This window comes from Pseudomonas umsongensis (assembly GCF_012647205.1).
Taxonomy (GTDB): Bacteria; Pseudomonadota; Gammaproteobacteria; order Pseudomonadales; family Pseudomonadaceae; genus Aquipseudomonas; species Aquipseudomonas umsongensis.
In genome coordinates this window covers 3,607,563-3,632,231 of record NZ_CP051487.1, presented here as the reverse complement: position 1 = coordinate 3,632,231, position 24,669 = coordinate 3,607,563, and the positions used below count along the sequence as shown (strand labels likewise).

At 58.1% G+C, this 24,669-nt stretch carries 25 protein-coding genes; 8 read left to right on the top strand and 17 right to left on the bottom strand.

The window, feature by feature from the left end:
* Positions 1-42 precede the first annotated feature (42 nt).
* The 3 genes from nhaB to HGP31_RS16370 form a co-directional block, all read right to left on the bottom strand.
* A complete protein-coding gene (gene nhaB, locus HGP31_RS16380; RefSeq protein WP_168758220.1) occupies positions 43-1,545 on the bottom strand; it encodes a sodium/proton antiporter NhaB in 1,503 nt (500 codons plus the stop codon).
* Between the two features lie 78 nt (positions 1,546-1,623).
* Positions 1,624-2,913 carry a hypothetical protein gene (locus HGP31_RS16375; protein ID WP_168758219.1) on the bottom strand — a complete coding sequence of 430 codons (1,290 nt, stop codon included), beginning with the start codon at positions 2,911-2,913 and terminating at the stop codon, positions 1,624-1,626.
* A 283-nt stretch (positions 2,914-3,196) separates the two neighbouring features.
* The gene (locus HGP31_RS16370) at positions 3,197-3,463 is read right to left on the bottom strand and encodes a hypothetical protein (protein ID WP_033041741.1); all 267 of its coding nucleotides are present in this window, start codon (positions 3,461-3,463) and stop codon (positions 3,197-3,199) included.
* A 343-nt stretch (positions 3,464-3,806) separates the two neighbouring features.
* On the opposite strand from HGP31_RS16370, the gene HGP31_RS16365 reads away from it, so the two are divergent.
* Positions 3,807-5,132: a sigma-54 dependent transcriptional regulator gene (locus tag HGP31_RS16365; protein WP_168758218.1), complete on the top strand. Its 1,326-nt coding sequence runs from the start codon at positions 3,807-3,809 to the stop codon at positions 5,130-5,132.
* Positions 5,133-5,292: 160 nt separating this feature from the next.
* Here HGP31_RS16365 and HGP31_RS16360 read toward each other — a convergent pair whose 3' ends face one another.
* The 8 genes from HGP31_RS16360 to pnuC all read right to left on the bottom strand — a co-directional run bounded on the left by HGP31_RS16360 (position 5,293) and on the right by pnuC (position 12,146).
* Positions 5,293-6,573 (bottom strand): coiled-coil domain-containing protein, encoded by a 1,281-nt coding sequence (locus HGP31_RS16360; protein ID WP_033038538.1) that lies wholly within the window; start codon positions 6,571-6,573, stop codon positions 5,293-5,295.
* Between the two features lie 46 nt (positions 6,574-6,619).
* Positions 6,620-7,366, bottom strand: coding sequence for a hypothetical protein (locus HGP31_RS16355; protein WP_020797152.1), 747 nt, complete (start codon positions 7,364-7,366; stop codon positions 6,620-6,622).
* A gap of 33 nt (positions 7,367-7,399) precedes the next feature.
* On the bottom strand, positions 7,400-8,080 hold the full coding sequence (locus HGP31_RS16350; RefSeq protein WP_020797151.1) for a C39 family peptidase: 681 nt from the start codon (positions 8,078-8,080) through the stop codon (positions 7,400-7,402).
* A 61-nt stretch (positions 8,081-8,141) separates the two neighbouring features.
* Positions 8,142-9,659 carry a heme utilization protein gene (locus HGP31_RS16345; RefSeq protein ID WP_168758217.1) on the bottom strand — a complete coding sequence of 506 codons (1,518 nt, stop codon included), beginning with the start codon at positions 9,657-9,659 and terminating at the stop codon, positions 8,142-8,144.
* A 51-nt stretch (positions 9,660-9,710) separates the two neighbouring features.
* The gene (locus tag HGP31_RS16340) at positions 9,711-10,289 is read right to left on the bottom strand and encodes an adhesin (RefSeq protein WP_168758216.1); all 579 of its coding nucleotides are present in this window, start codon (positions 10,287-10,289) and stop codon (positions 9,711-9,713) included.
* A gap of 1 nt (position 10,290) precedes the next feature.
* Positions 10,291-10,668 (bottom strand): hypothetical protein, encoded by a 378-nt coding sequence (locus HGP31_RS16335; protein WP_168759184.1) that lies wholly within the window; start codon positions 10,666-10,668, stop codon positions 10,291-10,293.
* A gap of 393 nt (positions 10,669-11,061) precedes the next feature.
* A complete protein-coding gene (locus HGP31_RS16330; RefSeq protein WP_168759183.1) occupies positions 11,062-11,586 on the bottom strand; it encodes an AAA family ATPase in 525 nt (174 codons plus the stop codon).
* Positions 11,583-12,146, bottom strand: coding sequence for a nicotinamide riboside transporter PnuC (pnuC, locus tag HGP31_RS16325; protein ID WP_168758215.1), 564 nt, complete (start codon positions 12,144-12,146; stop codon positions 11,583-11,585). Before pnuC ends, HGP31_RS16330 begins: the two co-directional genes overlap by 4 nt.
* A gap of 285 nt (positions 12,147-12,431) precedes the next feature.
* On the opposite strand from pnuC, the gene HGP31_RS16320 reads away from it, so the two are divergent.
* Entirely contained in the window at positions 12,432-13,262 is an 831-nt protein-coding gene (locus HGP31_RS16320) for an undecaprenyl-diphosphate phosphatase (RefSeq protein WP_033043490.1), read from the top strand.
* Entirely contained in the window at positions 13,259-13,669 is a 411-nt protein-coding gene (locus tag HGP31_RS16315; RefSeq protein WP_020797144.1) for a DUF1294 domain-containing protein, read from the top strand. Before HGP31_RS16320 ends, HGP31_RS16315 begins: the two co-directional genes overlap by 4 nt.
* A gap of 11 nt (positions 13,670-13,680) precedes the next feature.
* Here HGP31_RS16315 and HGP31_RS16310 read toward each other — a convergent pair whose 3' ends face one another.
* On the bottom strand, positions 13,681-14,040 hold the full coding sequence (locus tag HGP31_RS16310; protein ID WP_033043492.1) for an MmcQ/YjbR family DNA-binding protein: 360 nt from the start codon (positions 14,038-14,040) through the stop codon (positions 13,681-13,683).
* Positions 14,037-14,945, bottom strand: a complete 909-nt coding sequence (locus tag HGP31_RS16305) for a LysR substrate-binding domain-containing protein (RefSeq protein ID WP_033043493.1) — start codon at positions 14,943-14,945, stop codon at positions 14,037-14,039. The genes HGP31_RS16310 and HGP31_RS16305 overlap by 4 nt, the downstream gene beginning before the upstream one ends.
* A 132-nt stretch (positions 14,946-15,077) precedes the next feature.
* Here HGP31_RS16305 and HGP31_RS16300 point away from each other — a divergent pair, with 132 nt between their 5' ends.
* The gene (locus HGP31_RS16300; RefSeq protein WP_020797141.1) at positions 15,078-15,689 is read left to right on the top strand and encodes an FMN-dependent NADH-azoreductase; all 612 of its coding nucleotides are present in this window, start codon (positions 15,078-15,080) and stop codon (positions 15,687-15,689) included.
* Between the two features lie 183 nt (positions 15,690-15,872).
* Entirely contained in the window at positions 15,873-16,910 is a 1,038-nt protein-coding gene (locus tag HGP31_RS16295; protein WP_168758214.1) for an alpha/beta hydrolase family protein, read from the top strand.
* Between the two features lie 27 nt (positions 16,911-16,937).
* Here HGP31_RS16295 and HGP31_RS16290 read toward each other — a convergent pair whose 3' ends face one another.
* The 3 genes from HGP31_RS16290 to HGP31_RS16280 form a co-directional block, all read right to left on the bottom strand.
* Positions 16,938-17,360: a tail fiber domain-containing protein gene (locus HGP31_RS16290; RefSeq protein ID WP_168758213.1), complete on the bottom strand. Its 423-nt coding sequence runs from the start codon at positions 17,358-17,360 to the stop codon at positions 16,938-16,940.
* Positions 17,361-17,514: 154 nt separating this feature from the next.
* Positions 17,515-18,711, bottom strand: a complete 1,197-nt coding sequence (locus HGP31_RS16285) for an MFS transporter (RefSeq protein WP_168758212.1) — start codon at positions 18,709-18,711, stop codon at positions 17,515-17,517.
* 253 nt (positions 18,712-18,964) lie between these two features.
* Positions 18,965-20,551, bottom strand: a complete 1,587-nt coding sequence (locus tag HGP31_RS16280) for an ABC-F family ATPase (protein WP_033044478.1) — start codon at positions 20,549-20,551, stop codon at positions 18,965-18,967.
* Between the two features lie 489 nt (positions 20,552-21,040).
* Between HGP31_RS16280 and lpxO the strand changes: the two genes are divergently transcribed.
* On the top strand, positions 21,041-21,940 hold the full coding sequence (lpxO, locus tag HGP31_RS16275) for a lipid A hydroxylase LpxO (protein ID WP_168758211.1): 900 nt from the start codon (positions 21,041-21,043) through the stop codon (positions 21,938-21,940).
* Between the two features lie 119 nt (positions 21,941-22,059).
* Here lpxO and ku read toward each other — a convergent pair whose 3' ends face one another.
* Positions 22,060-22,920, bottom strand: coding sequence for a non-homologous end joining protein Ku (gene ku / locus HGP31_RS16270; protein WP_168758210.1), 861 nt, complete (start codon positions 22,918-22,920; stop codon positions 22,060-22,062).
* A gap of 192 nt (positions 22,921-23,112) precedes the next feature.
* Between ku and HGP31_RS16265 the strand changes: the two genes are divergently transcribed.
* Positions 23,113-23,457, top strand: coding sequence for a hypothetical protein (locus HGP31_RS16265; protein WP_168758209.1), 345 nt, complete (start codon positions 23,113-23,115; stop codon positions 23,455-23,457).
* 51 nt (positions 23,458-23,508) lie between these two features.
* Positions 23,509-24,660, top strand: a complete 1,152-nt coding sequence (locus HGP31_RS16260) for a PQQ-dependent sugar dehydrogenase (RefSeq protein WP_168758208.1) — start codon at positions 23,509-23,511, stop codon at positions 24,658-24,660.
* The last annotated feature ends 9 nt before the right edge of the window (positions 24,661-24,669 follow it).

Below are 24,669 nucleotides of genomic sequence, written 5' to 3'. Positions count from 1 at the left end.
CGGCCCCTTCGCGAGCAAGCCCGCTCCCACATTTGTTAGGTGTTACAACCAGAAACTCACGGCGTACCAACCCAGAATCCCCATCACCACGGTATACGGCAACGCCATCCATACCATCCGTCCATACGACAGGCGAATCAGCGGTGCAATCGCCGAGGTCAGCAGGAACAGGAACGCCGCCTGGCCATTGGGCGTCGCCACGCTGGGCAGGTTGGTTCCGGTATTGATCGCAATCGCCAGCGTCTCGAAATGTTCGCGGCTCATGTGCCCGGAGAGGAAGGCCTGTTTTACCTCGGTGATGTAGATGGTGGCCACGAACACATTGTCGCTGATGGCCGAGAGCAAGCCGTTGGCGATGTACAGCATGCCCGGTTGTTGGTTGGCGGGCAGGGCCAGCACCCAATGAATCAATGGCGTGAACAACTGTTGATCGTGGATTACCGCCACCACGGCGAAAAACACCACCAGCAATGCGGTGAAGGGCATGGCGTCCTTGAATGCGTTGCCCAGGCGGTGCTCGTCGGTGATGCCGGTGAATGCGGTGATCAGCACGATCACCATCAACCCGATCAGGCCCACTTCCGCCACATGAAAGGCCAGCCCGGCAATCAGGATCAAGGCCGCCGCACCTTGCACGAGCAACGCAGCACGCTGGCGGGAAGTGCGCTCGGCATTATCCTGGGCAGCGTAGTTGGCCAGCACGGTACGAACGTTGTCCGGCAGCAACGTGCCATAGCCAAACCAGCGCAGCTTTTCCAGCAGGACACAGGTGATCAGGCCTGCGACCAGCACAGGCAAGGACACCGGCGCGACCTGCAGGAAAAATTCGGCGAAGTGCCAGCCCATTTCATGGCCAATCAGCAGGTTCTGCGGTTCGCCCACCAGCGTGCACACACCACCGAGCGCAGTGCCCACGGCGCCGTGCATCAGCAGGCTGCGCAAAAACGCGCGGAATTGCTCGAGGTCGGCGTGATGCAGGGTGGGCAGGTGCTGGTCATCGCTGTACTCGCTGTCCTGGCGCGGATCGCTGCCCGAGGCGACGCGGTGGTACACCGAGTAAAACCCGACGGCGGCACTGATGATCACCGCGGTTACGGTCAGGGCATCGAGAAACGCCGACAGGAACGCCGACAAAAAGCAGAACATCAGCGCCAGCAGGGCCTTGCTGCGTACCCCTAGCAGCAGGCGCGAGAACAGGAACAGCAGCAGGTCTTTCATGAAGTAGATACCGGCGACCATGAACATCAGCAGCAGGATCACCGGGAAGTTGTGCAGCAACTCGTCATAGAGTGCCTGGGGCGTGGTCATTTTCAACAACAGCGCTTCGACCAACAGTAGGCCGCCGGGCATCAGCGGATAACATTTGAGGGCCATGGCCAGCGTAAAAATGAACTCCAGCACCAGCAACCATCCAGCCACCACCGGGCCTGCGGTCCATAACGTCACGGCGTTGAGAAGCAGGAAACCGACAATGCAGGCCTTGTACCAGCGCGGTGAGTTGCCGAGAAAATTGTGCGCGAACGCCTGGGCCATCGAGCCGGACATCGGCTACTCCTTGAGTTAAGAAGCGCGCAACTTGCCGTAAGCCGAACAGAAGATCAAGCGTAGGAAAAGTCTATCGAGTTAGCCCAAGTAGCGTGCGACGATCGCCCGATAGGTACCGTCCAGCGAATAGCCGCCGACGAGGATGTTGCCATCATTCTGCACCGCGATTGAAGTGGCTGTGTCAAGGCTGCGGCCCAGTCGGGTGCGTACAAATCCGCTGCCGTCGCCAAAGTCGCCATCGAGCTGCCCGCCCGGCAGGTATCGGCCCAATACAAAGTCGGCCTCGACGCCGCCAATGGTGGCGCCCGCGGTCAACACGCTGCCGTCCGGCTGCATTTGCGCGGCAGTCCATTGGCAACCGCTGCGACCGATTTCCAGTAATTGCGCCTGGCCGCCATTGCAATGATGATCCGGGCGTCCATTGGCGTGTATTTTCAGGGCCAGGCAGCGCATGGGTTCGCGGCTGCTGCCAAAACATTGAACGTCGCCGTTGGCCTGCTGGACGAGTTGGCTGACTTGGGCACTGTGTCCGCATGCCATGAAACTCATGAAGCCATCCAGGGCAAAACTGCTGTCCAGGCTGCCATCGGCATGATAGCGGGCCACCAGGCCTTCTTCCGGGAAATTGATTGAGCCACCCACCAGGATGCGGCCGTCGCCTTGTACCGTCACACTGCTGAGCCAGGTATTCATCAGCAGGTGCCTGACCATCACAAAGCCGCGGCCATTGAAGCTGTTGTCCAGCGCGCCCTCTGCGGTCAGCCGTATCAGCATGGCGGCATGATCGGCGAGTTCGAAGTGATGATTGGCCACCAACAGGATGCGACCGTCGTCCTGCACGTCGACGCCGCAGGCCTCGGCGCCTGGTACGCCCGGGGGTAGCCAGACGTCGCGCATGCCCTGGGAGAAGTTGCCTGGCAGCCGCACGACGCGACGGCCATTGTCGCCAAAACGCTTGACCGGTTGACCCAGCGAGTCAAACAGCGCCAGCGCGGGGAGTGTGCAGTGTTCGCTTTCGTATTGCAGGCCGACGATCAAGATGTGCCCATTGGGCAGCACCTTTACCTTTCCCGCCATGGCCTCGAAACCCGGTTCGAATTGCCCGATGACACTGCCTTGTTTGCCAAAAGCCAGGTCCGCTGAACCGTCCCTGAGCAAACGTGCCAGGCCAAAGCGGCTGCCACCAGGCAGGGAGACCTTAGCCGCCACCAATAGCCGGCCCTGTGAATCAATTGCGATGTCGTTGGCCAGGCTTGAAGTGCTGCCGAAGAAATACACCTGGACGGTGCCTTTGGCAGCGAAGGTAGTGTCTAGCTTTCCAGCATCACGGACAATTGCCGGGAAAGCCAAAACAGACTGGATTGACATGCACGCATCTCCTTGCGAGTCGTCCTTATCCAGAAGTTGGGCGGTGGCGACTTTCTAGAGAATATTCAATCCCTGAATGATTAAATGCACAACTGTCATAACTAACAGACGGAGGGTCGTTGTGTGCCACAACAGTGTCTTTTCGAACCAATGGCAAGCCAGCAAAGAATTAAGGGCGCGTCGAAGTTCAAGTAAGAAAGCGTCTTGAGTGCGCTTGGCGTGAAAAAACAGCCAAATAATTCCAGCCAGGGATGCGGATCACCTGGCGTAATCCGCCATACAGTTATTGCGGCATCGACCATGATTGCAACGTGTAGCCTTCTTCGCTCAGCTCGGCGCGGGCCTGTTGCAGTAAGCACTCAAGCTGCGCTGGATCGGTATAGGCGCTGCTCGGGATCTGCTTGCGTCCAATATTGTTATTGGTGCGGTCGATCACGGTGAGGGTCAGTTCGCCATTACCGTCTTGTGGGGCCCAGGCCACGCATTTGAACGGTTTAAATGCGCGGTCGGCAATCAAAAGAGCTTCGTTGACACGGAGTGGGGCGTTCATAGGTCGTCTCTCTATAGGCCCAGTCAAGTCAATTGCCGTCGGTTGGGCTTACCGTTCGGCTGGTTACTTGTACTGATGCCCGCAACCGGGGTTCAGGTCACACTCAAGCAAAAGAAATTTCAACTTTCTTTCGCATCCCAAGGATACAGCCTCGCGTTGAAAGCGTAATGAAAGAAAACTTTCGTCAGATGGCTGGAAAATCCCGCTTCTTATAACTCTTTATCTAGAGGGCCTATAGTCAAACGGTACAAGTGTCCGTCAAATTCTTGCTAACGTTACAGCCAGGTCCGCCAAATGACTGTTTTTAATAAAAAATCCTTAAATTTGGCGTCAAGGAAATCACATGAACGAAGCGCCTGCGTTACGTCGTTTATTAGTGGTGGATCCCTGCGACGACTGCCATCGTTTGCTGCCGGGATTACGCTCCGTGGGATGGGACGTTGATAGCTGTTCGCTGGACAACGCCGCCGATCGAAGTTGTGACGTGGGCTTGTTACGATTACAGCCCTTTCACCTTGAGCATCCGGATACCGTCAAAGAGGTGATCAGCCGAAGCGGTACCGAGTGGATCGCCGTACTCAATCAGGATGTCCTGCGGCTACAGAATGTCGGGGACTTTGTCTGCGAGTGGTTTTTCGATTTTCATACCTTGCCGTTCGATGTCTCCAGGGTCCAGGTCACATTGGGTCGGGCCTTTGGCATGGCGCGGCTGCGCGGACAGGGCACGGTTCATATCGATCAGCCTGAGCACGAACTGCTGGGCGACAGCAAGCCCATACGCGAATTGCGCAAGTTACTGAGCAAGCTGGCGCCCACCGAATCGCCGGTGTTGATTCGTGGCGAAAGCGGTACTGGTAAAGAATTGGTGGCGCGTACGCTGCATCGACAATCCCTGCGCCACAGCAAGCCCTTTGTCGCTATCAATTGCGGGGCTATTCCCGAGCACCTGATCCAGTCCGAGCTGTTTGGCCACGAGAAGGGCGCCTTTACGGGTGCCCATCAACGTAAGATCGGGCGGATCGAAGCGGCCAACGGCGGCACGCTGTTTCTCGACGAGATCGGTGATCTGCCCCTGGAACTGCAGGCGAGCCTGTTGCGGTTCCTCCAGGAAAAACACATCGAGCGGGTGGGCGGCAGTCAGCCGATTCCGGTGGATGTGCGGGTACTGGCGGCAACCCATGTCGATCTTGAAGCGGCGATTGAAAAGAAAGGCTTTCGCGAAGACTTGTATTATCGTCTGAACGTGTTGCAAGTCGCGACCGCGCCCCTGCGTGAGCGCAATGGCGACCTGTCGATGCTGGCCAACCATTTTTCCCATTTCTACAGCCATGAAACTGGCCGCCGTCCCCGCAGCTTCAGCGAAGACGCACTGATAGCCATGGGCAAACATGACTGGCCGGGCAATGTGCGCGAGCTGGCCAACCGGGTGCGGCGCGGGTTGGTGCTGGCCGAGGGCCGGCAGATCGAAGCGCGAGACCTCGGGCTGATCAGCCATCACACCGTTGCCGCGCCGATGGGCACGCTGGAAGACTACAAGCACCGGGCAGAGCGCCAGGCCTTGTGTGATGTACTAAACCGCCACAGCGACAACCTGAGCATTGCCGCCAAGGTGCTGGGGATATCCAGGCCGACCTTCTACCGGTTGTTGCACAAGCATCAAATTCGCTGAACACAATACCGTAGGAGCGAGCATGCTCGCGATGGACCACAGGACACCACGGGGTGCCAGGCTTCCCGCGTAATCGTTGAGGACCATCGCGAGCATGCTCGCTCCTACAGAAAGAAAAAGCCCCGTTGCGATTGAAGTCGCAACGGGGCTTTGTCGTGGGTCAGAAGTAGTACGGGAATTTCAGGCTGAAGGAAAAGTCCGGCGAGTCGTCGGTCAGGCCGATGGCCAGGTTGGGAACGATCGTAAGGTTGTCGGTGGCGGCCAAGGTCATGCCGATGTTGAAGTTGGCCGAGTTGTAGTCGCTGTTGGAGATCGATTGCCAATCGCCGCCGTCCGGCTTGATCTTGCTCTTGCGTGCGAACTGATCGGTGAAGGAGAACGACATACTCATCTTCTCGTTCAAGGCGAAGGCAATGCCGGCGCCGATCTGCCAGGAATCGCCCAGTTTCACGTCCCCGGGCACCTTGGAATTGACCTGAGGGCTGATGTCGCTGAAAGAGTCCTCCATGTTGTAGGTGTAGGCCAAGCTGCCGAACAGCACGGCCGGGTCGAAGGTCTTGACCAGCGAGATCCCCGGGGTGATCGACCAGACACCATTGCCGGTCGGCAAGTCTTCGGGTACCGCGAGGTTATCGTTGCCCGGGACCTCGATCAGCTTGATACCGTAAGGGTCTTCCCCGGTTGGCGCCTTGATGCGCAGTGTCGCCACCGCGTCGGGCAGGTTGGCTGACTCGTCGAGGAATTTGTAGGCCACGCCAACGTTCACATCGCCGATGGCCGGGTCGCGGGTAACGGTTTCGTCTGAAACCCCGTTGGCGGCGCCGCCGGCACCACCGGAGGAGTACGTAGACTCGCGATAGATCACGGGGACGTTAATGTCGAACTGCCAGCGTTGCGCTACGTTGTAGCGGGCGGTCAGGTCCAGTGTCCAGTTGTCGGCCTTGATGCGGTCCAGGTTGATGTTGCCGAGAAAAATCGAGTCCAGTGCCAGGAAGCCGTTGAGCGTCAGCGCACGGGTATCGTAGTGCGTGTAGGTCAGGCCGGTTTCGACGCTGAACTTGCCGCCGCCGAAGAACCCGCTGGCTTCGTCGTACAGGTTGGATACGCTTTGTGCCGGTTCCGAGTCATCCTTGAGCGACTGCCCGTAGGAGCTGCCCGTGGTTCCGGGCGCGCCGGTAGCCACCTTCTGGCCACTATTGGGCGATTCCGCGGGGGACTTGGTCAGGCGTTTGGGCGCAGGTGTCGCAGGAGCTTCTTCGACTTGTCGAACGCGCTGTTCGAGGACCATCAGCGCGTTCTGTTGTGCTTCGTAACGCTGTTTCAACTCCATGAGTTCTTGTTTTAGTGCTTCTACCTGGGGGTCCGGTGCTGCGTATAGCAATGGGGCCGGTGCCAGGCTACTCAGACAAACGATAACTCTGAACGTTAACGATCGGTGCATGGGTTAGCCGTCCCTTCTGACTACAGATGATGAGACTGAGCGTAGATCAGAATCCTTGAGTGCGAAGACCTTTGAGCTGGTCCAGGTTGCCGTTCAACGAGCCGGCTGTCGCCATGTTGTCGCGCAGCACGACATTCAACGATGTGAGGTTCCTGACCTGGTTGCTATTGCCGAGCAACGTCGTGTTCTGCATCAACCCGCCCTGGGCCAGGCGTTGCATGGTACTGCCCTGGTTGTTGTTGGCCATGATGTTAAGTTGCACCCCAGAACCGCTCGAGGAAACGCTCAGCGTGCCCGCGCCATTGGAACCGACCAAGGTCGAACCCGCGGCAAGTGCCTGGCCCTGCTGTTGCGTGGCTGGCGCCTGGTTGGCCTTGGTAACGTTGATATCGACGTTGTTGTAGGCACTGTTGTTGTCGCCGGCAGCCCGCACGACTTGAGTGACGCCTTCGGTGCTGTTGAGGCCGCCACCGCCGGTGACCGTGCCGGTGCCGGTGCTTTGGGTACGCGCTGAACCAGTGCCTTTTTCGTCGATCAACGACACATAGAATTGTGGCTTGATGGTCGACTGTTGAATTTGCATCGAGGACGTTGCCCCGATCACTTCCCCGTTGGCGTTTTGCCAGGTGCTGGTCATGGCAATCCCGAAACTGATGATCCGTCCCGGCAAGACATAACGCCCGCGCAGGCTTGCCAGTTCCTGGTCGTTCAACTCAATGGGTTTCAATATTTCTGCATGGATCGGCAGGCTGGCGGCCAGGCAAACGACGGCCAGCCAGATTGGAGTCTTCATTGGATACTCCCCGAGCATCATGCTCGCTTGTTATTAGAAGAAGTCGCTTTGTATGAAGCCGAAATCCATCAACTCCGCGTCCTGCACCGGGCTGAAGGTATTGACGCGGTTCTTGGCAGTCAGTGGCAGGGGCGGGTCGAGCAATGCATTATTTTTGTCGTAGCCTTGGCCGATGACGGCAAAGATGATGCCGTTCCAGCCTTTGATAAAGTCATCGACTTTGTAGCGTTTATGCCCGAGTACCGGATCGCCGATATAGACCCAGTCGTTATGGACTCTTTGCATGACCACAAAGTGTTTGTAGCCACGGATGTCCATGAGTACCACCACCGGAATCCTGATCTCCTTCAAAGATTCAGGTGATACACGATAGCCACGCGCCCGCATCCCGAGACTTTCCACGTAGCGCTTCATGTCGAGCATGGAGAAACCCTGGACGCGGACCAGATCCTGATCGGAATGTGACAGCATGCCTTCGATGATCTGTTCTTCGTCTACGTCAAGCCAGTAGGCCTGGCGCAAGATGGTCGCAAGCGCAGCGGCGCCGCAACTGAAATCGGTTTTCTGCTGCACCAGGTCGGCAAATTTGCGCTCGCGAATGCTCTGGATCGGTTTGTACACCACCGCACCGCCTGGCAGGACAGACAGCGGCAGTTGTGCAGCCTCGATCACACTGGACACGCAAAGCAAGATTGCCAAGGCGATAATACGCATGGTGGGGACGCCTTCTGGTTGGGTTGAAAAGGCCCCCGGAAGGGGGCCTCGACTGACAGCATTAGAACGATTGGTTGGAGATGGCCAACGAGTTGCTTTGTTGGTTGCCCACACCAGCAGCCACGTTGACGCCCAGGTTGCCGCTGCCGCCGTTCACCGAACCGCTCAGGGTTGCAGTGTTGGTTACAGGGTTGGCCCAGCCGGTTGGAGTCAGCACTTGATAAGAGTAGGTGTTGCTCAAATCATAAGAGCTGCTTTCGCTCCAGCTTTTCGCTTTTGCGTACTCGGATTCGGACGACTTGCTGCCCGATTTGTCATACGACGACGCGTTGGCTTTCTCGAACGAAGTGTCGAACGATTTTTCGAACGAGGAATCGCGCGATTTGTCGTACGAGGATTCACGGGATTTGTCGTACGAGACATCGAGAGACTTGTCGAACGAGGATTCGCGAGACCTGTCGAACGAGGATTCGCGCGATTTGTCGTATGATTTGTCTACCGACACGTCAAGCGAAGCGCTAAGCGAAGCGGTAAGCGATGCATCGGACTCTCTGCTGCGGGTGCGATCGCCCCAGCCATTGTTGACGGTAGTGGAGTGGGAAGACGCCGCCGCAGCGTCCAGGGAAGCGTCCAGGGAAGCATTCAAAGAAGCACTCGATGAACCGCTTGCACTGCTGCTATTGGAACCACTTGCAGCGCTGCTGTTGGAACCGCTTGCGTCCAGGCTGAAGGAACCGCTCGCGCTGCTGCTGTTGGAACCGCTGGCATTACTGCTTTTGGATCCGCTTGCATCCAGGCTGAAGGAACCGCTGGCTTCAGAGCTCCTGGAACCGGCAGCGGCCCAGCTCGACGAGTTGCTTTGACTGCCACTGGCTTCGAAGGACTTCTCGCGAGAGGCGCTACCGCTAGCGGTTTTGGTAACCGTAATGGTATCCACGCGATAGGTCCGGTCAGCGGTGTTGTTCACGATCAAGCCAGGACCGTCCTGGTTGGCGGAGGCGGTGGCTCTTGCGCTACCCAGTGGGGCATTGGTGTTGGCAATTGCCATGGTGTTTTTCTGCTGGTTCAGGTCGCCGCCAGCAATGTTGACACCCACGTTACCGCTGCTGCCATCGGCGGATCCACTCATCACGGCAGAGTTGGTTACGCCGAAGTTGTGGACGACGTTACGGTTGCTGGTTTGCCGCACGTCGGCGGAGGCAGTGGCCGTGCCGAACACGAAGCTGTTGTCGATCGCGGCGTTGTCGGAGGCTGCGTTGGCGATGGCGGCGGCGTTGTCTTGCTGGTTGCCGTTACCTGCCGCCACGTTGACGCCGACGTTGCCACTTGCGCCTTGGGCCGAACTGCTCATCTCGGCCGAGTTTTCTACCCCTTCATTCCAGATGCGATTGTTGGTGCTGCTCTGTCTGTCGTGAGCATTGGCAGTCGCACTGATAGGGATCATTTTTGCAGGAGGGGTGTGGTGGCCTCCGTTGTGATGATGGTTACCACGCCGATCGTTTTGCCCAGCTTGTACAGCAACAGCCATGACCGCAGCAATTGCGAAAACCAGAGGCTTTAATGCCATCGAAGGTTTCATGGTGATTCTCCGTACTTATTTTAGGTTAAGTGTTGTTATTACCTGTTTGGGTCAGTCCACGACCCGTACGCTGAGGGTGTTGGCCATTCGGTTTCCCACCCCGGCGCTCTGATTCAACTGAATGAGCCCACGGCTACCGGTGAAAGCCTGGTCACTTGTAGTGACCTGGCGATAGCCTGGTGCGGAGTCAGTTGGATCGGAGTTGTAGAGCAGCGTCACGTTCTGTTGCATGAGGACGCTGTCATCGATACTTTGCGGCTGTGCGCTGGTGCTGATCCGCAGCGCATTGGCTTGCTGGTTGCTGGCGCCCGCGCTCTGGTTGACGCCCAACGCGCCATTGCCATGGCTGAAGGAGTCGCCTTGAATGCTGGATCGGGCATCCATGTTGGGGTCGACAATGGTGCGTAACCGTTGGCGAATCTCTGTGGTCGCGCTGGCGTTATGACCCGCGGCGATGGCCCGGGCATTAGCCTGTTGCTGCAGGTCGCCGGCCGCCTGGTTGACCGCGAAGTTGCCTTGATACTGCGCGCCCGAACCGTCGATGTCGGCGTTATTGATGACGGGGACGGGGGATTGGGCGAAGGTCGATGCACTGCAAAACATGGCGAACATCAGCAGCGTACGATTCATCTTAACGGTCTCCCGTTATGATTTTCAGGGCGCCCAGGCCCTGTTGGACGTTGGAGTTGACCATGTTGGCAATGCCGCTGCCGGAATTGCCCGAACGCCCGGCGGGGAGGTTGGAAAGTTGGGTCTGGGTGCTGATATTGCCGCCCAGGTTGTTGGTGTTTTGCGTCACTAGGCGGGAGATGCCTGCACCACTGGCAACGCCGGCAAAGTCACCGTCACTCAACTCATTGGTTTGAGCGAGGACCTGTTTGGACGGGTTGGCGTTGACGGTCGTGGGGTTAGGGTCGGGAACGAGCGGCGCACTCGTCGCGTTGCGCACCTGGACATCACGCTTGATGATGATAATGCCGTTGTCCGCTTGTACAGACAGACAAGCCATTGAGCTCAGTGCGCATCCGATCAGCAGGAGACTATGAATTTTGTTCTGAAGTTTCCCCACGGCGGCAATTCCTTCTGTAAGTGGAACGCTGGCCCTTATCAGCGTTGCAGGGGAAGAGAGCAGAAGGTGTGCCGGTTTTTGATTTGTCTTTAATAACAGTGGCTTGGCTTTAACTGTTGAGGTGGTGAAAAACACTTTGTAACGTCACTGAGACAAAGCCGCGCGAAAGTGCCGTCCATGCTGGCGGCATTGCTTGCTAAGGGCGTTTAGGGAGCGTTGTATCAGCGGCTTAACATTTTCTTGAAAGAATGCTCGAACCGCTCTAGCTCGATGATTTGCGCGAGATGAGGTGTTTCAGCAATGGACATTTTCTGGCAGGGCGGGGCCGCCCTGTCAGGTGCGTAGCAAGCGTGTCACAGCCTCGAACGCCATGTCCTTGCGTTGTTGCCAGTCACCTTGCAGTACCTCGTAAGGCTGGCGATGCAGCTCAAACCACTGGCGGCTGGCCTGGAAAAATGCCTGGCGTTCTTCCAGTTGCGGCTGGCAACGCTGTCCGTCGTCATGCCAGGCCACCGTATCAGGGCTCAGCAGCAGGTGAAGGTCGTAATGGCGTTTCTGCAAAGCCCGTTCGATCCACGACGGGCAGGCGCCGAACAACGTTCGACTCCAAAGTACATTGCTTAACAGGTGCGTATCGAGAATCAACAGTGACGGCTGTTTCGCCCGTGCCTGATCTTCCCAAGTAAGCTGGCCAAGTGCTATGGGCGTAATGTCTTCGAAGCAGGTTAGCCGGGCTTCATTCTCGATGAAATACCGAACATACTCGCCGACCAATATGCCGCCGAAATTGGCGTGAATCTCGCTCGAAAGCCAGCTTTTGCCACTCGATTCCGGTCCTGCCAGCACCAGCACCTTCATGGGCATAGCACCGGGTCGCTGCGCCATGTCCGCCAGCCTTGAATAGCCAACAGGGCGAACAACCCATACAGGGCAGCCGTCAGGTACATCCCCTTATAGAGGAACAAGCCGACGAAGACGCAGTCCAGGACGATCCACAACGGCCAGCACTGCAGGCGTTTTTGCGCCATCCACCATTGCGCCACCAAGCTGAAAGCCGTGAGGGCGGCATCTAGCCAGGGTTGTGCGGCATCGGTCCAGTGTGCCATGGCGGCGCCCAGCAACAGGCTGCCGAGCGCCCCCAGGGCCAGCCCCGAAGCCACCGCCGGCCCATCCAGCCGGCTGACCGCGCGTCCAAGATGCGCCTGGCCTGCGCGCGTCCACTGCCACCAGCCATAAATCTGCAGCGCGGCATATATCACTTGCAGCAACATATCCGAGTACAGCTTCACCTCAAAAAAGATCCAGCTGTAGATCAGCACCATGACCAGGCCGATCGGCCAGCACCAAGGGTTCTGCTTGACCGTCAACCAGACGGCGATGACGCCGAGGGTAGCGGCAAACAGTTCAAGCCCGGACATAAGTTTCCCTGGAAAATCGAAGAGGGGGCGAATTGTAACCGGATTACCGCGAAGAGGCTTGATGCAGCGTCTCTATCGGGGCCTGCAACACGACAGCATTAGGCGTACTTGTCTGCTAGGATTTCGTCCCGCACGCAAAAACCTGAAATCAAACTGATTTTTCACGAAACTCTGGAGATTTTTGCGTAGGCTTGTGCGCGCGGGACTCAACGACGCTGATTTACAGTAAACGGCTTTGAATAAATTAACGGGGCATGCGTCGACGCATTGCCTTTTGGGGGATTGATGGATCTTTGGACGGCCTTTCAGGCTTTGATTCTTGGCATTGTAGAAGGGCTGACGGAGTTCTTGCCCATTTCCAGTACCGGGCACCAGATTATTGTCGCCGACTTGCTCAACTTCGGTGGTGAGCGTGCCATGGCGTTCAACATCATTATCCAGCTCGGCGCCATCCTGGCGGTAGTCTGGCAGTTTCGTCGCAAGATTTTCGATGTGGTAGTGGGCCTGCCGACGCAGCCCAATGCCCGGCGCTTTACCGCCAACCTGCTGATTGCCTTCTTTCCGGCGGTGGTATTGGGGGTGATTTTCGCCGACTTGATTCACCACTACCTGTTCAACCCGATCACGGTAGCCACGGCATTGGTCGTGGGCGGCATCGTCATGTTGTGGGCTGAAAAGCGCCAGCACGAAGTACATGCAGAAAGCGTCGATGACATGACCTGGAAAGACGCCCTTAAAGTCGGCCTGGCCCAGTGCCTGGCGATGATTCCGGGCACCTCGCGCTCAGGCTCGACGATCATCGGCGGCTTGTTGTTCGGCCTGTCGCGCAAGACCGCTACCGAGTTTTCCTTCTTCCTGGCCATGCCGACCATGGTGGGGGCTGCGGTGTACTCGGGGTACAAGTACCGCGACCTGTTCGTGCCTGCGGATTTCCCGGTGTTTGCGATTGGCTTCATCACGGCGTTCATTTTCGCGATGATCGCGGTGCGAGGCTTGCTCATGTTCATCGCCAGCCACAGTTATGCGGTGTTCGCCTGGTACCGCATTGCTTTCGGCTTGCTCATCCTGGCCACCTGGCAATTCGGTTGGGTTGACTGGACCGCGGCCAAGCCATGAATGGTGTCAGCGCGCGCAACGGGGCAAACATCCGCCACCTGCGCCTGAAGCTGCTGGTGTTTGCGATGGTGTGCGCGCTGCCGCTGTTCGGTTCGATGTCGTGGTGGCTGCAAGGGGGTTCACTGATTCCCCTGGCGGCCTACGGTATCGTCAGCGTGCTGGCGTTCCTGCTGTACTGGAGCGACAAGCGCAAAGCGCGCGTTGATCACTGGCGTACGCCGGAAAACGTCCTGCATGCGCTGGAATTCGCTGGCGGCTGGCCGGGCGCCTTGCTCGCGCAGCAAGTGTTTCGGCACAAGACGCGCAAGGTGTCCTTTCAACTGGTGTTCTGGATCATCGTGCTGCTGCACCAGGTGTTCTGGATCGACCAGCTGTTCCTCGAGGCGCAGCTGTTCTCACTGTTCTGATCGAGGCGCTGCTAGAGCAAGAGGCCGACCTGCGTGCGCTTGGCCAACTTGCTCACCACCAGTTGATGAGAACGCTTCAGCAAGCCTTGCAATTCCTCGGCGCCGAGCGGGTAGGGCGTGGTCATGATAATCCATTGTGCCCGGGCCAGATAAGGCGCCGGGTGAATGCCGGGACGGTCGCAATGCCCCACAAACAGGTCCTTGTCGACCTTGAAAGCCAAGGACTCGCCGCGCAGGTTCTGCAAGGCGAACATCTTGCTGCCGGCAATCGAAAACACCCGCACGCCACCCCATTTGTAGTCTTCACGGGCACCCGGCAAAGCCAGGCAAAAAGCCGCTACGTCAGCCTCGCTCATGCGTCCTGCCTTCATATCAAGCGATCTCCACAGGCATTGAATGTTTCAATCAGATGGTCGAGCCAGGCGCGCACGGCCGGCATCACGCCGCGTCGATGAGGGTAGACCGCCTGCAACCAACCCCCGGGCAGCGACCACTCGGGCAGTAACTGTACCAGCGAGCCATTTGCCAGCTCCTGCTCGCAATACATCATCGGCAGCGTCGTAAAGCCCTGGCCAGCCAGTGTGCAGGTCTTGCGCACGATGAAGTCGTCGATGCCCAGCCGCGCTTCAAGGGCCAGGTCGTGTTTTTTGCCCTGGCGATCGACCAGGCCAATGTGCACCAGGCGATCGGGTTCGAGGGCGCCAAGTACCGGCAGGTTTTTCAGGTCGTCGGGATGATTGATCTCAAGCCCCTCGAGAAAGGCGGGGCTGGCGACCATCAGCATCTGCGCCTGGCGCAGGCGGCGAGTCACCAACAGCGGGTCTTCATCACCCGGTTCGCGCACGCGTAATGCAACGTCCACGCCTTCGGTCACCAGGTCGACGCGTCGATTGACCAGCATCACCTCCAGCTGCACTTGCGGATACTTCTCGAGGAAGTTGCTGATTACCCCCGGCAGCATTTCGTGAGCCAGGCCGACCGGGGAAGAGACTCGCAAGCGCCCACGGGGTTCGCTGGACATACTGGCCACGGCTTCGTCAGCCATTTCCGCTTCCAGTAGCATCGCCTGGCAGTGGCGCAGATAACGTTCGCCTACGGCAGTGAGTTTCAGTTGCCTTGTGGTGCGTTGCAGTAAACGTGCACCCAGGCGCTCTTCCAGCTCGGCGATGCGCCTGGACAATCGCGACTTGGGAATCCCCAGCAAACGTCCGGCGGCCGCGAAGCCGCCAGCCTCGACGACTTTGGCGAAGTAATAGAGATCATTAAGGTCTTGCATGGGCGTTTTCTCGATCGTTCTACCAGTGAGACAAACTATCGCATTGTTGCAGTCTAATCAGTTATTGGTTTGATCTGTAGGATTGTTTCCATCAGATCGCCCCTGACGGCGATCCTCACCTGGAGATCCCACATGAAACTGCTGCATATCGATTCGAGCATTCTTGGTGACAACTCGGCTTCCCGTCAGCTGAGCAGCGAAGTCGTCAAAGCCTGGCAAGCCGCCGAGCCGTCCGCCGTTGTGACCTACCGCGATCTGGCAGCCGACGCCATCAGCCATTTTTCCTCGACCACACTGGTTGCAGCGGGTACCACGGCTGAACTGCGCAACGCGGCCCAACAGCACGAAGCCGAACTGAGCGCGTCTACCCTGGCCGAGTTCCTCGCCGCGGATGCCGTGGTGATTGCAGCGCCGATGTATAACTTCACCATCCCGACCCAATTGAAGGCCTGGATCGACCGCATTGCCGTCGCCGGCCAGACATTCCGCTACACCGAAGCCGGCCCTGAAGGCCTGTGCGGTGGCAAGAAAGTGGTGGTCGTTTCGACTTCCGGTGGCCTGCACGCCGGCCAGGCAACCGGTGTTGCCCACGAAGACTACTTGAAGGTGCTGTTTGGTTTCATCGGCATTACCGACATCGAATTCGTCCGTGCCCACGGCCTGGCTTACGGTGACGAAGTGCGCGGTAAAGCGATGAGTGATGCCCAGGCACAAATCAGCGAGCAGCTGTTCGCCGCCGCATAAGGTTTGGATAAAGACCCCGCTGTCGCTGCAGGCAATCCCCAAAAAACTCTGTATTCTGTTCACGCAAGTGGCAGATGCGGAGTTTTTTGTTTCTCAGTATTGCTAATTGCGCTTGCAAAATTGTGGCCCGAGTCATGCAGTCGAGGCTTAACGTCTCCGTTCCGTAGCAAGGTGGGGCATCCCATGGTGCGTCTTTGTGCAGCTTTACTGATCTGTCTGCTCGTCAGCCTGAATTCAGTGCACGCCGCACCTGCGCCGCATCCTCACTGGAGCGTCGGTTTTCATGAAATGAGCTTTCTCGATCCGCTCGATCTGCAACCGATGCGGGCCATTGCGTTCTACCCTTCGAGCGCGAAGGAACACTCCAGCCGGCTTGAGGGCTACACCGTCGAAGCCGGCGAAGACACCAAAGTCGCCATGGGCCGGTTTCCAATGCTGATGCTGTCCCATGGCAACACCGGCACGCCATTGGCCCTGCATGACCTGGCCACGTCGCTGGCACGCAAGGGTTTTGTGGTGGTGGCTGTTATTCATCCCGGCGATAACTCCAAAGACCACAGCCGCCTCGGCACCTTGAGCAATTTGTACGGACGGCCGATCCAGATTTCCGAAGCCATCACCGCGACCCTGGGCGATCCCATGCTCGCGCCTTATGTCAATGCCGAGCAGGTTGGCGTCATTGGCTATTCCGCAGGCGGCGAGACGGCATTGATACTGTCGGGCGCGACTCCGGACCTGGATCGTCTGCGCCGCTACTGCCAGGAGCGTCCGGACGACCGTGATGCCTGCAATACCCAGGGTGAACTGATTGTCGACCGCGATGATTTGCAACCGGTAGCCGACCCGCGCGTCCATGCATTGCTGCTGATGGCGCCACTGAGCCTGAAGTTCGGTCGTCATACCCTGGCCGATGTGCATGTTCCGGTGCTGCTTTACAGCGGCGATGGCGACAAGCTGGTGTACCCCGACAAGAACGCCGCCGCCCTGGCGCGCAAACTGCCCGTCGCCCCCGATTTCAAGCTGCTGGCCGGGGCCGGGCACTTCGTATTCATGGCTCCGTGCAATGACGAGCAGATCGTTGTCACGCCAGCCTTGTGCGCCGATGCCGACGGTGTCGATCGCGTCGATATTCACCGCAACCTGATCTCCGAGGCCGGGCGCTTTTTTTCTCGCACACTGGGCAGAGCGACGCGAGCAGGAATGCAGACCGCCGATCAATGAATGGCGAGCAGGCGCTTTTATAATTCGTTACTTGTTAGCCAGGGCTGTTTCCAGGGTTTGAACTCTGGCATTCAGTTCGCGAACGGATTCAATCAATGGTGCAACAAGTTTCTGATAGTCCACTTGCAGGTGATCACCTTCAGTGCGTACCAACTGCGGGTAAACCTTTTGAACATCTTGAGCGATCAAGCCGACGTCAGCCTGGTCGTTTTGTTTCCAGTTGAATGTTACACCACGGAGTTTGAGCAGGCTCTCTGTCGGGTTAGCCAGGGGCTGGACGTTTTTCTTTAGTTTTTCATCGCTGAATGGGCAGCATTCGCTACCAATGTCACCAAGGTCCCAGCATTTACCATTATGGCAAATTTGCTGGTTTGAGACTTCAGCCTCTGCGGTAGCGTGCATGGAAAATGCCAGTGCTGGGGCGAGTAGGGTAAGTGACAATATGCGCATTTTATTTCTTCCTGTTTCGATATGGATGTAAGTGCAGTTAATTAAATTCTCACGGAATTAGTAATTAAAACAACGATGGCACTTAGCATTAATCGATTCGGCATATTGCATGTTGATCGTACTTTAAATGTTATGGCTGTTTATCTCATGGTTTTTAAGTAAATGTATTTGCTGCCCGCCGTGAGAGCAAAAAAGTGAGGCAAAGTCCTATCACGGACAATAACGCCGCGCAAAAGAAAATCCACGCGTACCCCATGTTCAACGCCACCGCCCCCATCAACGGACCGGCAATCGCCAGCGCCAGATCGAAAAACACCGCATAAGCGCTCAGGCCGGCGCCGCGACTCGCGTTAGGCACCTGCTTGATTGCCTCGACGCCCAGTGCCGGATACACCAGCGACAAGCCGAACCCGGTCAGGCCGGCACCAATCAAGGCATAGCCAGTCGAAGGCGCCAGCCACAGCAGCGCCAGGCCGATGGTCTCGATGGTCATACAGGCGATGGCCGACGGGAAGCCGCCAAATCGGCTAATGCTGGAAATGAACAGCAACCGGGCCAGGATGAAACATACCCCGAATACCGTCAGGCAATACGCCGCACCGCTCCAGCCTCGATTGATGTAATAAAGGGTTATAAAGGTGGTGAGGGTGCCGTAGCCGATCGAAGCCAGGCTGAGGCTTGCGCCAAACGGTGCAATGCGCCCGAACACCGCCCAAAAGGGTAGGCGCTCACCGCGCACGACCGGCACCGACGGTTTGTTGCGAATCAGCAGCAGCGCCGCCAGGGCCAGCACCGACAGGGCGATACCCAGGCTGGCAAACCCCAGTTGACCGACCATCACCACCCCCAGCGGCGCCCCGATGGCAATCGCCCCGTAGGAGGCAATACCGTTCCAGGAGATCGAGCGCGCGGTGTGTTCGGCACCCACCTGTCCCATGCACCAACTGATGGTGCCGACCCCGATCAGCCCTTGGGCGATGCCCAGCAAAAGGCGTCCGGCGATCAGGACCAGCAAGCTGATTAAAGGAGCGCTTTGCAGCAACACCGACAACAAAGTCAGCCCGCCACTCAGGACAATTCCCAACAGGCCATAAACGATCGCGCGCTTGGTACCGACATTGTCCGACATGCGCCCGGCCATGGGCCGGCTGAGCAGGGTAGCCAGGTATTGCGAGCCAATGGTCAGCCCTGCGACGACGGCACTGAACCCGAGCTGTTCATGGACGTATCCTGGCAACACCGCAATGGGCAGGCCAATGCAGAGGAAGGCGACAAAGGTATAGAAAACGATGGAAACGATCTGCAGGGTGATCGCCATGGAGCTTTGCGGTGGCTGTTCTTGCGCAGTCATGAAGGGCTCGTTCGCGGGCGGCGGCAGGAGAACTGCATGATGGCTTGGGTGTGGAACTAAAGAAAGCAGGCTAAGTAATTTGGCTTGAAATTGGATGGTTCCCACGCGCTACGTGGGAATGTCTCAACGGACGCTCCGCGTTCGGCTCTGGATTGGGACGCGGAGCGTCCCGGGCTGCATTCCCACGCAGAGCGTGGGAACGATCCAACGATCCAGCGTCCATCGCGAGCATGCTCGCTCCTACAGGCTGCTCTTAGAACACCACGCCCTGGCTACGCAGGTAATCGTCATAGGTGCCGCTGAAGTCGGTCACGCCGTTAGGGCTCAACTCGATGATGCGGGTTGCCAGGGAGGACACGAACTCACGGTCGTGGCTGACGAAGATCAGCGTGCCCGGGTAGTTTTCCAGTGCCAGGTTCAGCGCCTCGATGGATTCCATGTCCAAGTGGTTGGTTGGTTCGTCCATCACCAGCACGTTCGGCTTTTGCAGGATCAGCTTGCCAAACAGCATGCGACCTTGCTCACCACCGGAGATGACCTTGACCGACTTGAGGATCTCGTCGTTGGAGAACAGCATCCGGCCCAGGGTGCCACGAATGATCTGCTCGCCCTGGGTCCACTGGCCCATCCAGTCGAACAGGCTGACATCGTCTTCGAAGTCGTGGGCGTGGTCCTGGGCGTAGTAGCCCAGCTCTGCGCTTTCGGTCCATTTCACGGAGCCGGCATCCGGGGTCAGTTCGCCCATCAAGGTACGCAGCAGGGTGGTCTTGCCGATGCCGTTCGGGCCGATGATCGCCACGCGCTCGCCAGCTTCGACGGTGAAGCTGAAGTTCTTGAACAGGGTCTTGCCATCGAAGCCCTTGGACATCTGCTCGATGGTCACGGCCTGGCGGTGCAGCTTCTTGGTCTGCTCGAACCGGATGAACGGGCTCACGCGGCTCGAGGGCTTGACCTCGGCCAGTTGGATCTTGTCGATCTGCTTGGCACGGGAAGTGGCCTGCTTGGCTTTCGAGGCGTTCGCCGAGAAGCGGCTGACGAAGGTTTGCAGTTCGGCAATCTGGGCTTTTTTCTTGGCGTTGTCCGACAGCAACTGCTCGCGGGACTGGGTCGCCGCGGTCATGTACTCGTCGTAGTTACCCGGGAACAGGCGCAGCTCACCGTAGTCCAGGTCGGCCATGTGGGTGCAGACGCTGTTGAGGAAGTGACGGTCGTGGGAAATGATGATCATGGTGCTGTTTCGCACCGTGAGGATGGATTCCAGCCAGCGAATGGTGTTGATGTCCAGGTGGTTGGTCGGTTCATCGAGCAACAGCACTTCCGGATCGGAGAACAGGGCCTGGGCCAGCAACACCCGAAGTTTCCACCCTGGAGCCACTTCGGACATCGGGCCGAAATGCTGTTCCAGCGGAATTCCCAGGCCCAGCAGCAGTTCACCAGCACGGGATTCGGCGGTGTAGCCGTCCATTTCGGCGAATTCGGTTTCCAGCTCGGCCACGGCCATGCCGTCTTCTTCGCTCATTTCCGGCAGCGAGTAGATGCGATCGCGCTCGGCCTTGACCTTCCACAGCTCTTCGTGACCCATGATCACGGTGTCGATCACGGTGAATTCTTCGTAGGCGAACTGGTCCTGGCGCAATTTACCCAGGCGCACGTTCGGCTCCAGCATGACCTGGCCGCCGGACGGCTCGAGGTCACCGCCCAGGATCTTCATGAACGTCGACTTGCCGCAACCATTGGCCCCGATCAGGCCATAGCGGTTGCCGCCGTTGAATTTGACCGAAACGTTTTCGAACAACGGCTTGGCGCCGAACTGCATCGTGATGTTAGCTGTAGAAATCAAAGGTTTTTCCTGCGAAGCATTCAGAGTAGCTAGGGTTGCGGCAGTACCGATTCAGTACCCGTTCACGCTGTTCGACCACGGGACGTACATCCCGGTCAGCAGCGCAAGATCCATCTGGCAATAAGTGGACAGCAGCATTGGGAGCGCTTGGCCCGAGTCGAAGTGCGCTGAGGCCGGGATTTCCCGTCATCAACCAAGGGGGGCGCGTAAAGTTTGGCGGCGATTGTACTGGTCTGGCCATATAAACGATAGGGCAATAAGGCCGCACCGACGCATTGACGGTATCAACGGACAGATTTTCACATCTCAAGGCTAACAATTGGTTACGGGCGATGGCTAAAATGCCATCTTTCACTGATGCCAAACGTTGGCGTCGGCTCAAGGACGGGCCACCGGGCCGTTGTCTGGTTTTCAGGCACTACTCAGGCTCCGCAGGCCATTGGTTGCCAGGGAGCGCAGTTTGCTCACCTCTGACGTGTGACGATTTTCGTGAAACTCATCATTGCCGTTGTCTACGTTATATCCATCGCGTATGTCCATCTGCGTGGCCGTGTACGCCACAAACTGGGCCGCCAACTGAGCGACCACTCGACGTTCCTGGCGCCGATCAATTGCTTGCTTTATCTGTTCTCGAAGATCCCCAACAGGCCGTTTCTCAACCCGGCGGATTTTCCCGACCTCGCGCCACTGCAGACGCATTGGGAGGAGATTCGCGCCGAAGGCAAGAACCTGCTGAAGGCGGGGGAGATCAAACGCTCCAATGATTACGATGACGTCGGCTTCAACTCCTTCTTCAAGACCGGCTGGAAGCGCTTCTACCTCAAGTGGTACGGCGATAGCCACCCATCGGCCATGAAGCTTTGCCCGCGCACCACCGAACTGGTACAAAGCATCGGCTCGATCAAGGCGGCGATGTTCGCCGAGTTGCCGCCGGGTTCGAAACTGGTTCGCCATCGTGATCCGTATGCCGGTTCCTACCGCTATCACCTGGGCCTCGAGACACCTAACGATTCGGGCTGCTACATCAACGTCGACGGCGAAAACTATCATTGGCGCGACGGTGAAGCGGTGATGTTCGACGAGACGTTCATTCATTACGCAAACAACACCACCGAGCAGAACCGCATCATTCTGTTTTGCGATGTGGAGCGCCCGATGAAGTACCGCTGGGTGGCCGCATTCAACCGCTGGTTCAGCCGCAATGTGATGGCGGCTGCCGGTGCGCCGAATGAGGCGGGCGACAAGACCGGAGGTATCAACCGCCTGTTCGGCAAGATTTACAAGATCCGCTTGAATGGCAAAGCCTTGAAAAAGCGTAATCGCAAGCTTTATTACCTGCAGAAGTGGGCGTTCTTTGGTGGGTTGCTGGCGATTTTTGTCTTGGTTTGATTTGATCGTTTGTCAAAACTGACGTCATCGCCGGCGAGCTCGCTCCCACAGGTTTTGTGGCCACCGCCTATCTTTGTAGGAGCTGGCTTGCCAGCGATGAGGCCGGAACGTTCAACTCCTCACTTGCTGACTTTTTTCCGCGCCGCCGGTTTTGTCGGTGATTTGGGCTTGGCCGTCTCCTTGCTCCCTCCCTTGCCCCCCAGGCTACGCTTGAGCAACTCAGTCAAGTCAATGACATCCGCGGTCTTGCGCTCCTCCTCGCCAGTGGCTGTTTCAACATCCTCGATTTTCCCTTCATGGGCTTTCTTGTCCACCAGGGCCATGATCTTGTCTTCGAATTCGTCCCGGTAGTCGTCCGGCGACCATTCGACGCTCATGTCCTCTACCAGGCGCTTGGCCATGTCGAGTTCGCCCTTGGCCAACTCGGCCTTGGTCACATCCGGGCCTAATGCCAACTCGTCCAGGCTGCGCACTTCCGCCGGCCAGCGCAGCTTCACGAGGACCATGGCCGATTCCAGCGGCATCAAGGCCGCCAGGTATTGGCGGGTATGCAGCACCACGCGGGCCAGCGCGACTTTATTGGTTTTGGTCAAGGTTTCACGCAACAGGGCATAGACCTTGCCGCCCCGTTTATCCGGTGCCAGGTAGTAGGGCGTGTCGATGTTCTGCAGCGGGATTTGCTTGCTGTCGACAAAGGCAAAGATGTCGATAGTCTGGGTCGAGAGTGGATGCGCCGAGCGAATCTCCTCCTCGCTGAGCACCACATATCGACCTTTTTCGTATTGCACGCCTTTGACGATGTGCTCTTTGGTGACTTCCTTGCCGGTGACTTTATTGACGCGTTTGTAGCCCACCGGGTCCATGCTGCGACTGTCGAGCCAGTCGAAATCCACCCCGTGGGAGGACGTCGCCGAGACCAGCGCCACAGGGATATGCACCAGCCCGAAACTGATCGCGCCTTTCCAGATTGCCCGTGCCATGGTCGTCTTTCCGAAAGTGATGTTCAGGTGACCTTGGGCCTCGTGCAAAAGTTTCAGCGGCCTGCAGGCCGTGTGGGGCTGTGCGTCGACGTCGTGTTACATCTTGCCGGGAAGTTTGGGTTAACAAATCCCGATCCCAGGCGTAGCGTGCTATGGACGACTCTATTCACGCATCCATCGCGAGGCTCGCTAATGAACCGATACGTACCTGGCCTTATCGTGCTGGCATTGAGCGGCGTACTCGGTCACATGGCTCAGGCCGACATCGCTTCGCCCGGCGCACCGATGCAGTTGGCGCAAAACCTGCCGGGCAGCACCCACAACAATCCCTACAACAGTCCGATCCGCCGGGCCAACCCAAACAGCATGCAAGGCACCCAGCCCAGTGCCCCGGCCATCCGTGGGCCGAACACCGTACCCGTGCCACGACCGCCCACCCTTGACAACGGCGGCATCGGCAATCGCTACCCCCAGGATCGCTCGGCCCCCAGCAGTGCCCCGAAGTTCATCCCCAATCCACCGCCCCGTAGCCCTTGAAGGACAGGGCTGGCGTCCTGTTGGCCCATCCCATGACAAAAGGAATCGTGCATGTTGCGTAGTAGCCTCCTGAGCACTTTTTTTGCCAGCACCTTGTTAGTCGCCAACGCGCCTGTTCTGGCAGCAACCACCCAGGACATGCAAAGCGAGCAGGGCACCCTTGAGGTGACGCTGATCACCTCGGGACTTGCGCACCCCTGGGCGTTGGCTTTTCTGCCGGACCGCCAGGGCATGCTGGTCACCGAGCGACCGGGCAACCTGCGTGTGGTGACGGCCGACGGCAAGTTGTCAGCACCGCTCAATGGCGTGCCCAAGGTCTGGGCCAAGGGGCAGGGCGGCTTGCTGGATGTGGCGCTGTCGCCTGACTTCAGGCAAGACCGGATGATTTACCTGTCCTATGCCGAAGGCGGCGGCCAGGGTGGCAAGGCGGGTACTGCGGTTGGCCGCGCACGGTTGTCCGAAGACCTGACGACCCTGAAGGATTTCCGGGTAATTTTCCGTCAGGAGCCCAAGCTCTCGGTGGGCAACCATTTTGGTTCGCGGCTGGTTTTCGACCGGGACGGCTTCCTGTTCATTACGCTGGGGGAAAACAACGACCGGCCCACCGCCCAGGACCTCGACAAGTTGCAGGGCAAGGTCGTCAGGATCTATCCCGACGGCCAGGTGCCTGGAGACAACCCCTTTGTCGGACAGGCCGACGTGCGCCCGGAAATATGGGCCTACGGCGTTCGTAACCCACAAGGCGCGGCGCTCAACCCTTGGACCGGCACGCTCTGGGAAAACGAACACGGTCCCCTGGGCGGTGATGAGGTCAATATCATCGAGCGCGGCAAGAATTACGGTTGGCCGCTGGCCACCCACGGCATCAATTACTCGGGCCAGCCGATTCCGGAAGCAAAAGGTAAAACCGCCGAAGGTACTCGTGGGCCACATCATGTCTGGGAAAAGTCCCCCGGCCTGAGCGGCTTGGCATTCTACGACGGCGACCGCTTCAAGGCCTGGCAGCACAACGCGTTCATTGGCGCGCTGGTGACCCGGGAACTGATTCGCCTGCAGTTCGACGGCGACAAGGTGATCCACGAAGAACGCTTGCTGGGCGAACTCGACAAGCGCATCCGCGATGTGCGGCAGGGGCCGGATGGGTATTTGTATGTGCTGACCGATGAAGAGGACGGAGCGTTGTACAAGATAGGGTTGAAATAACGCTTACCC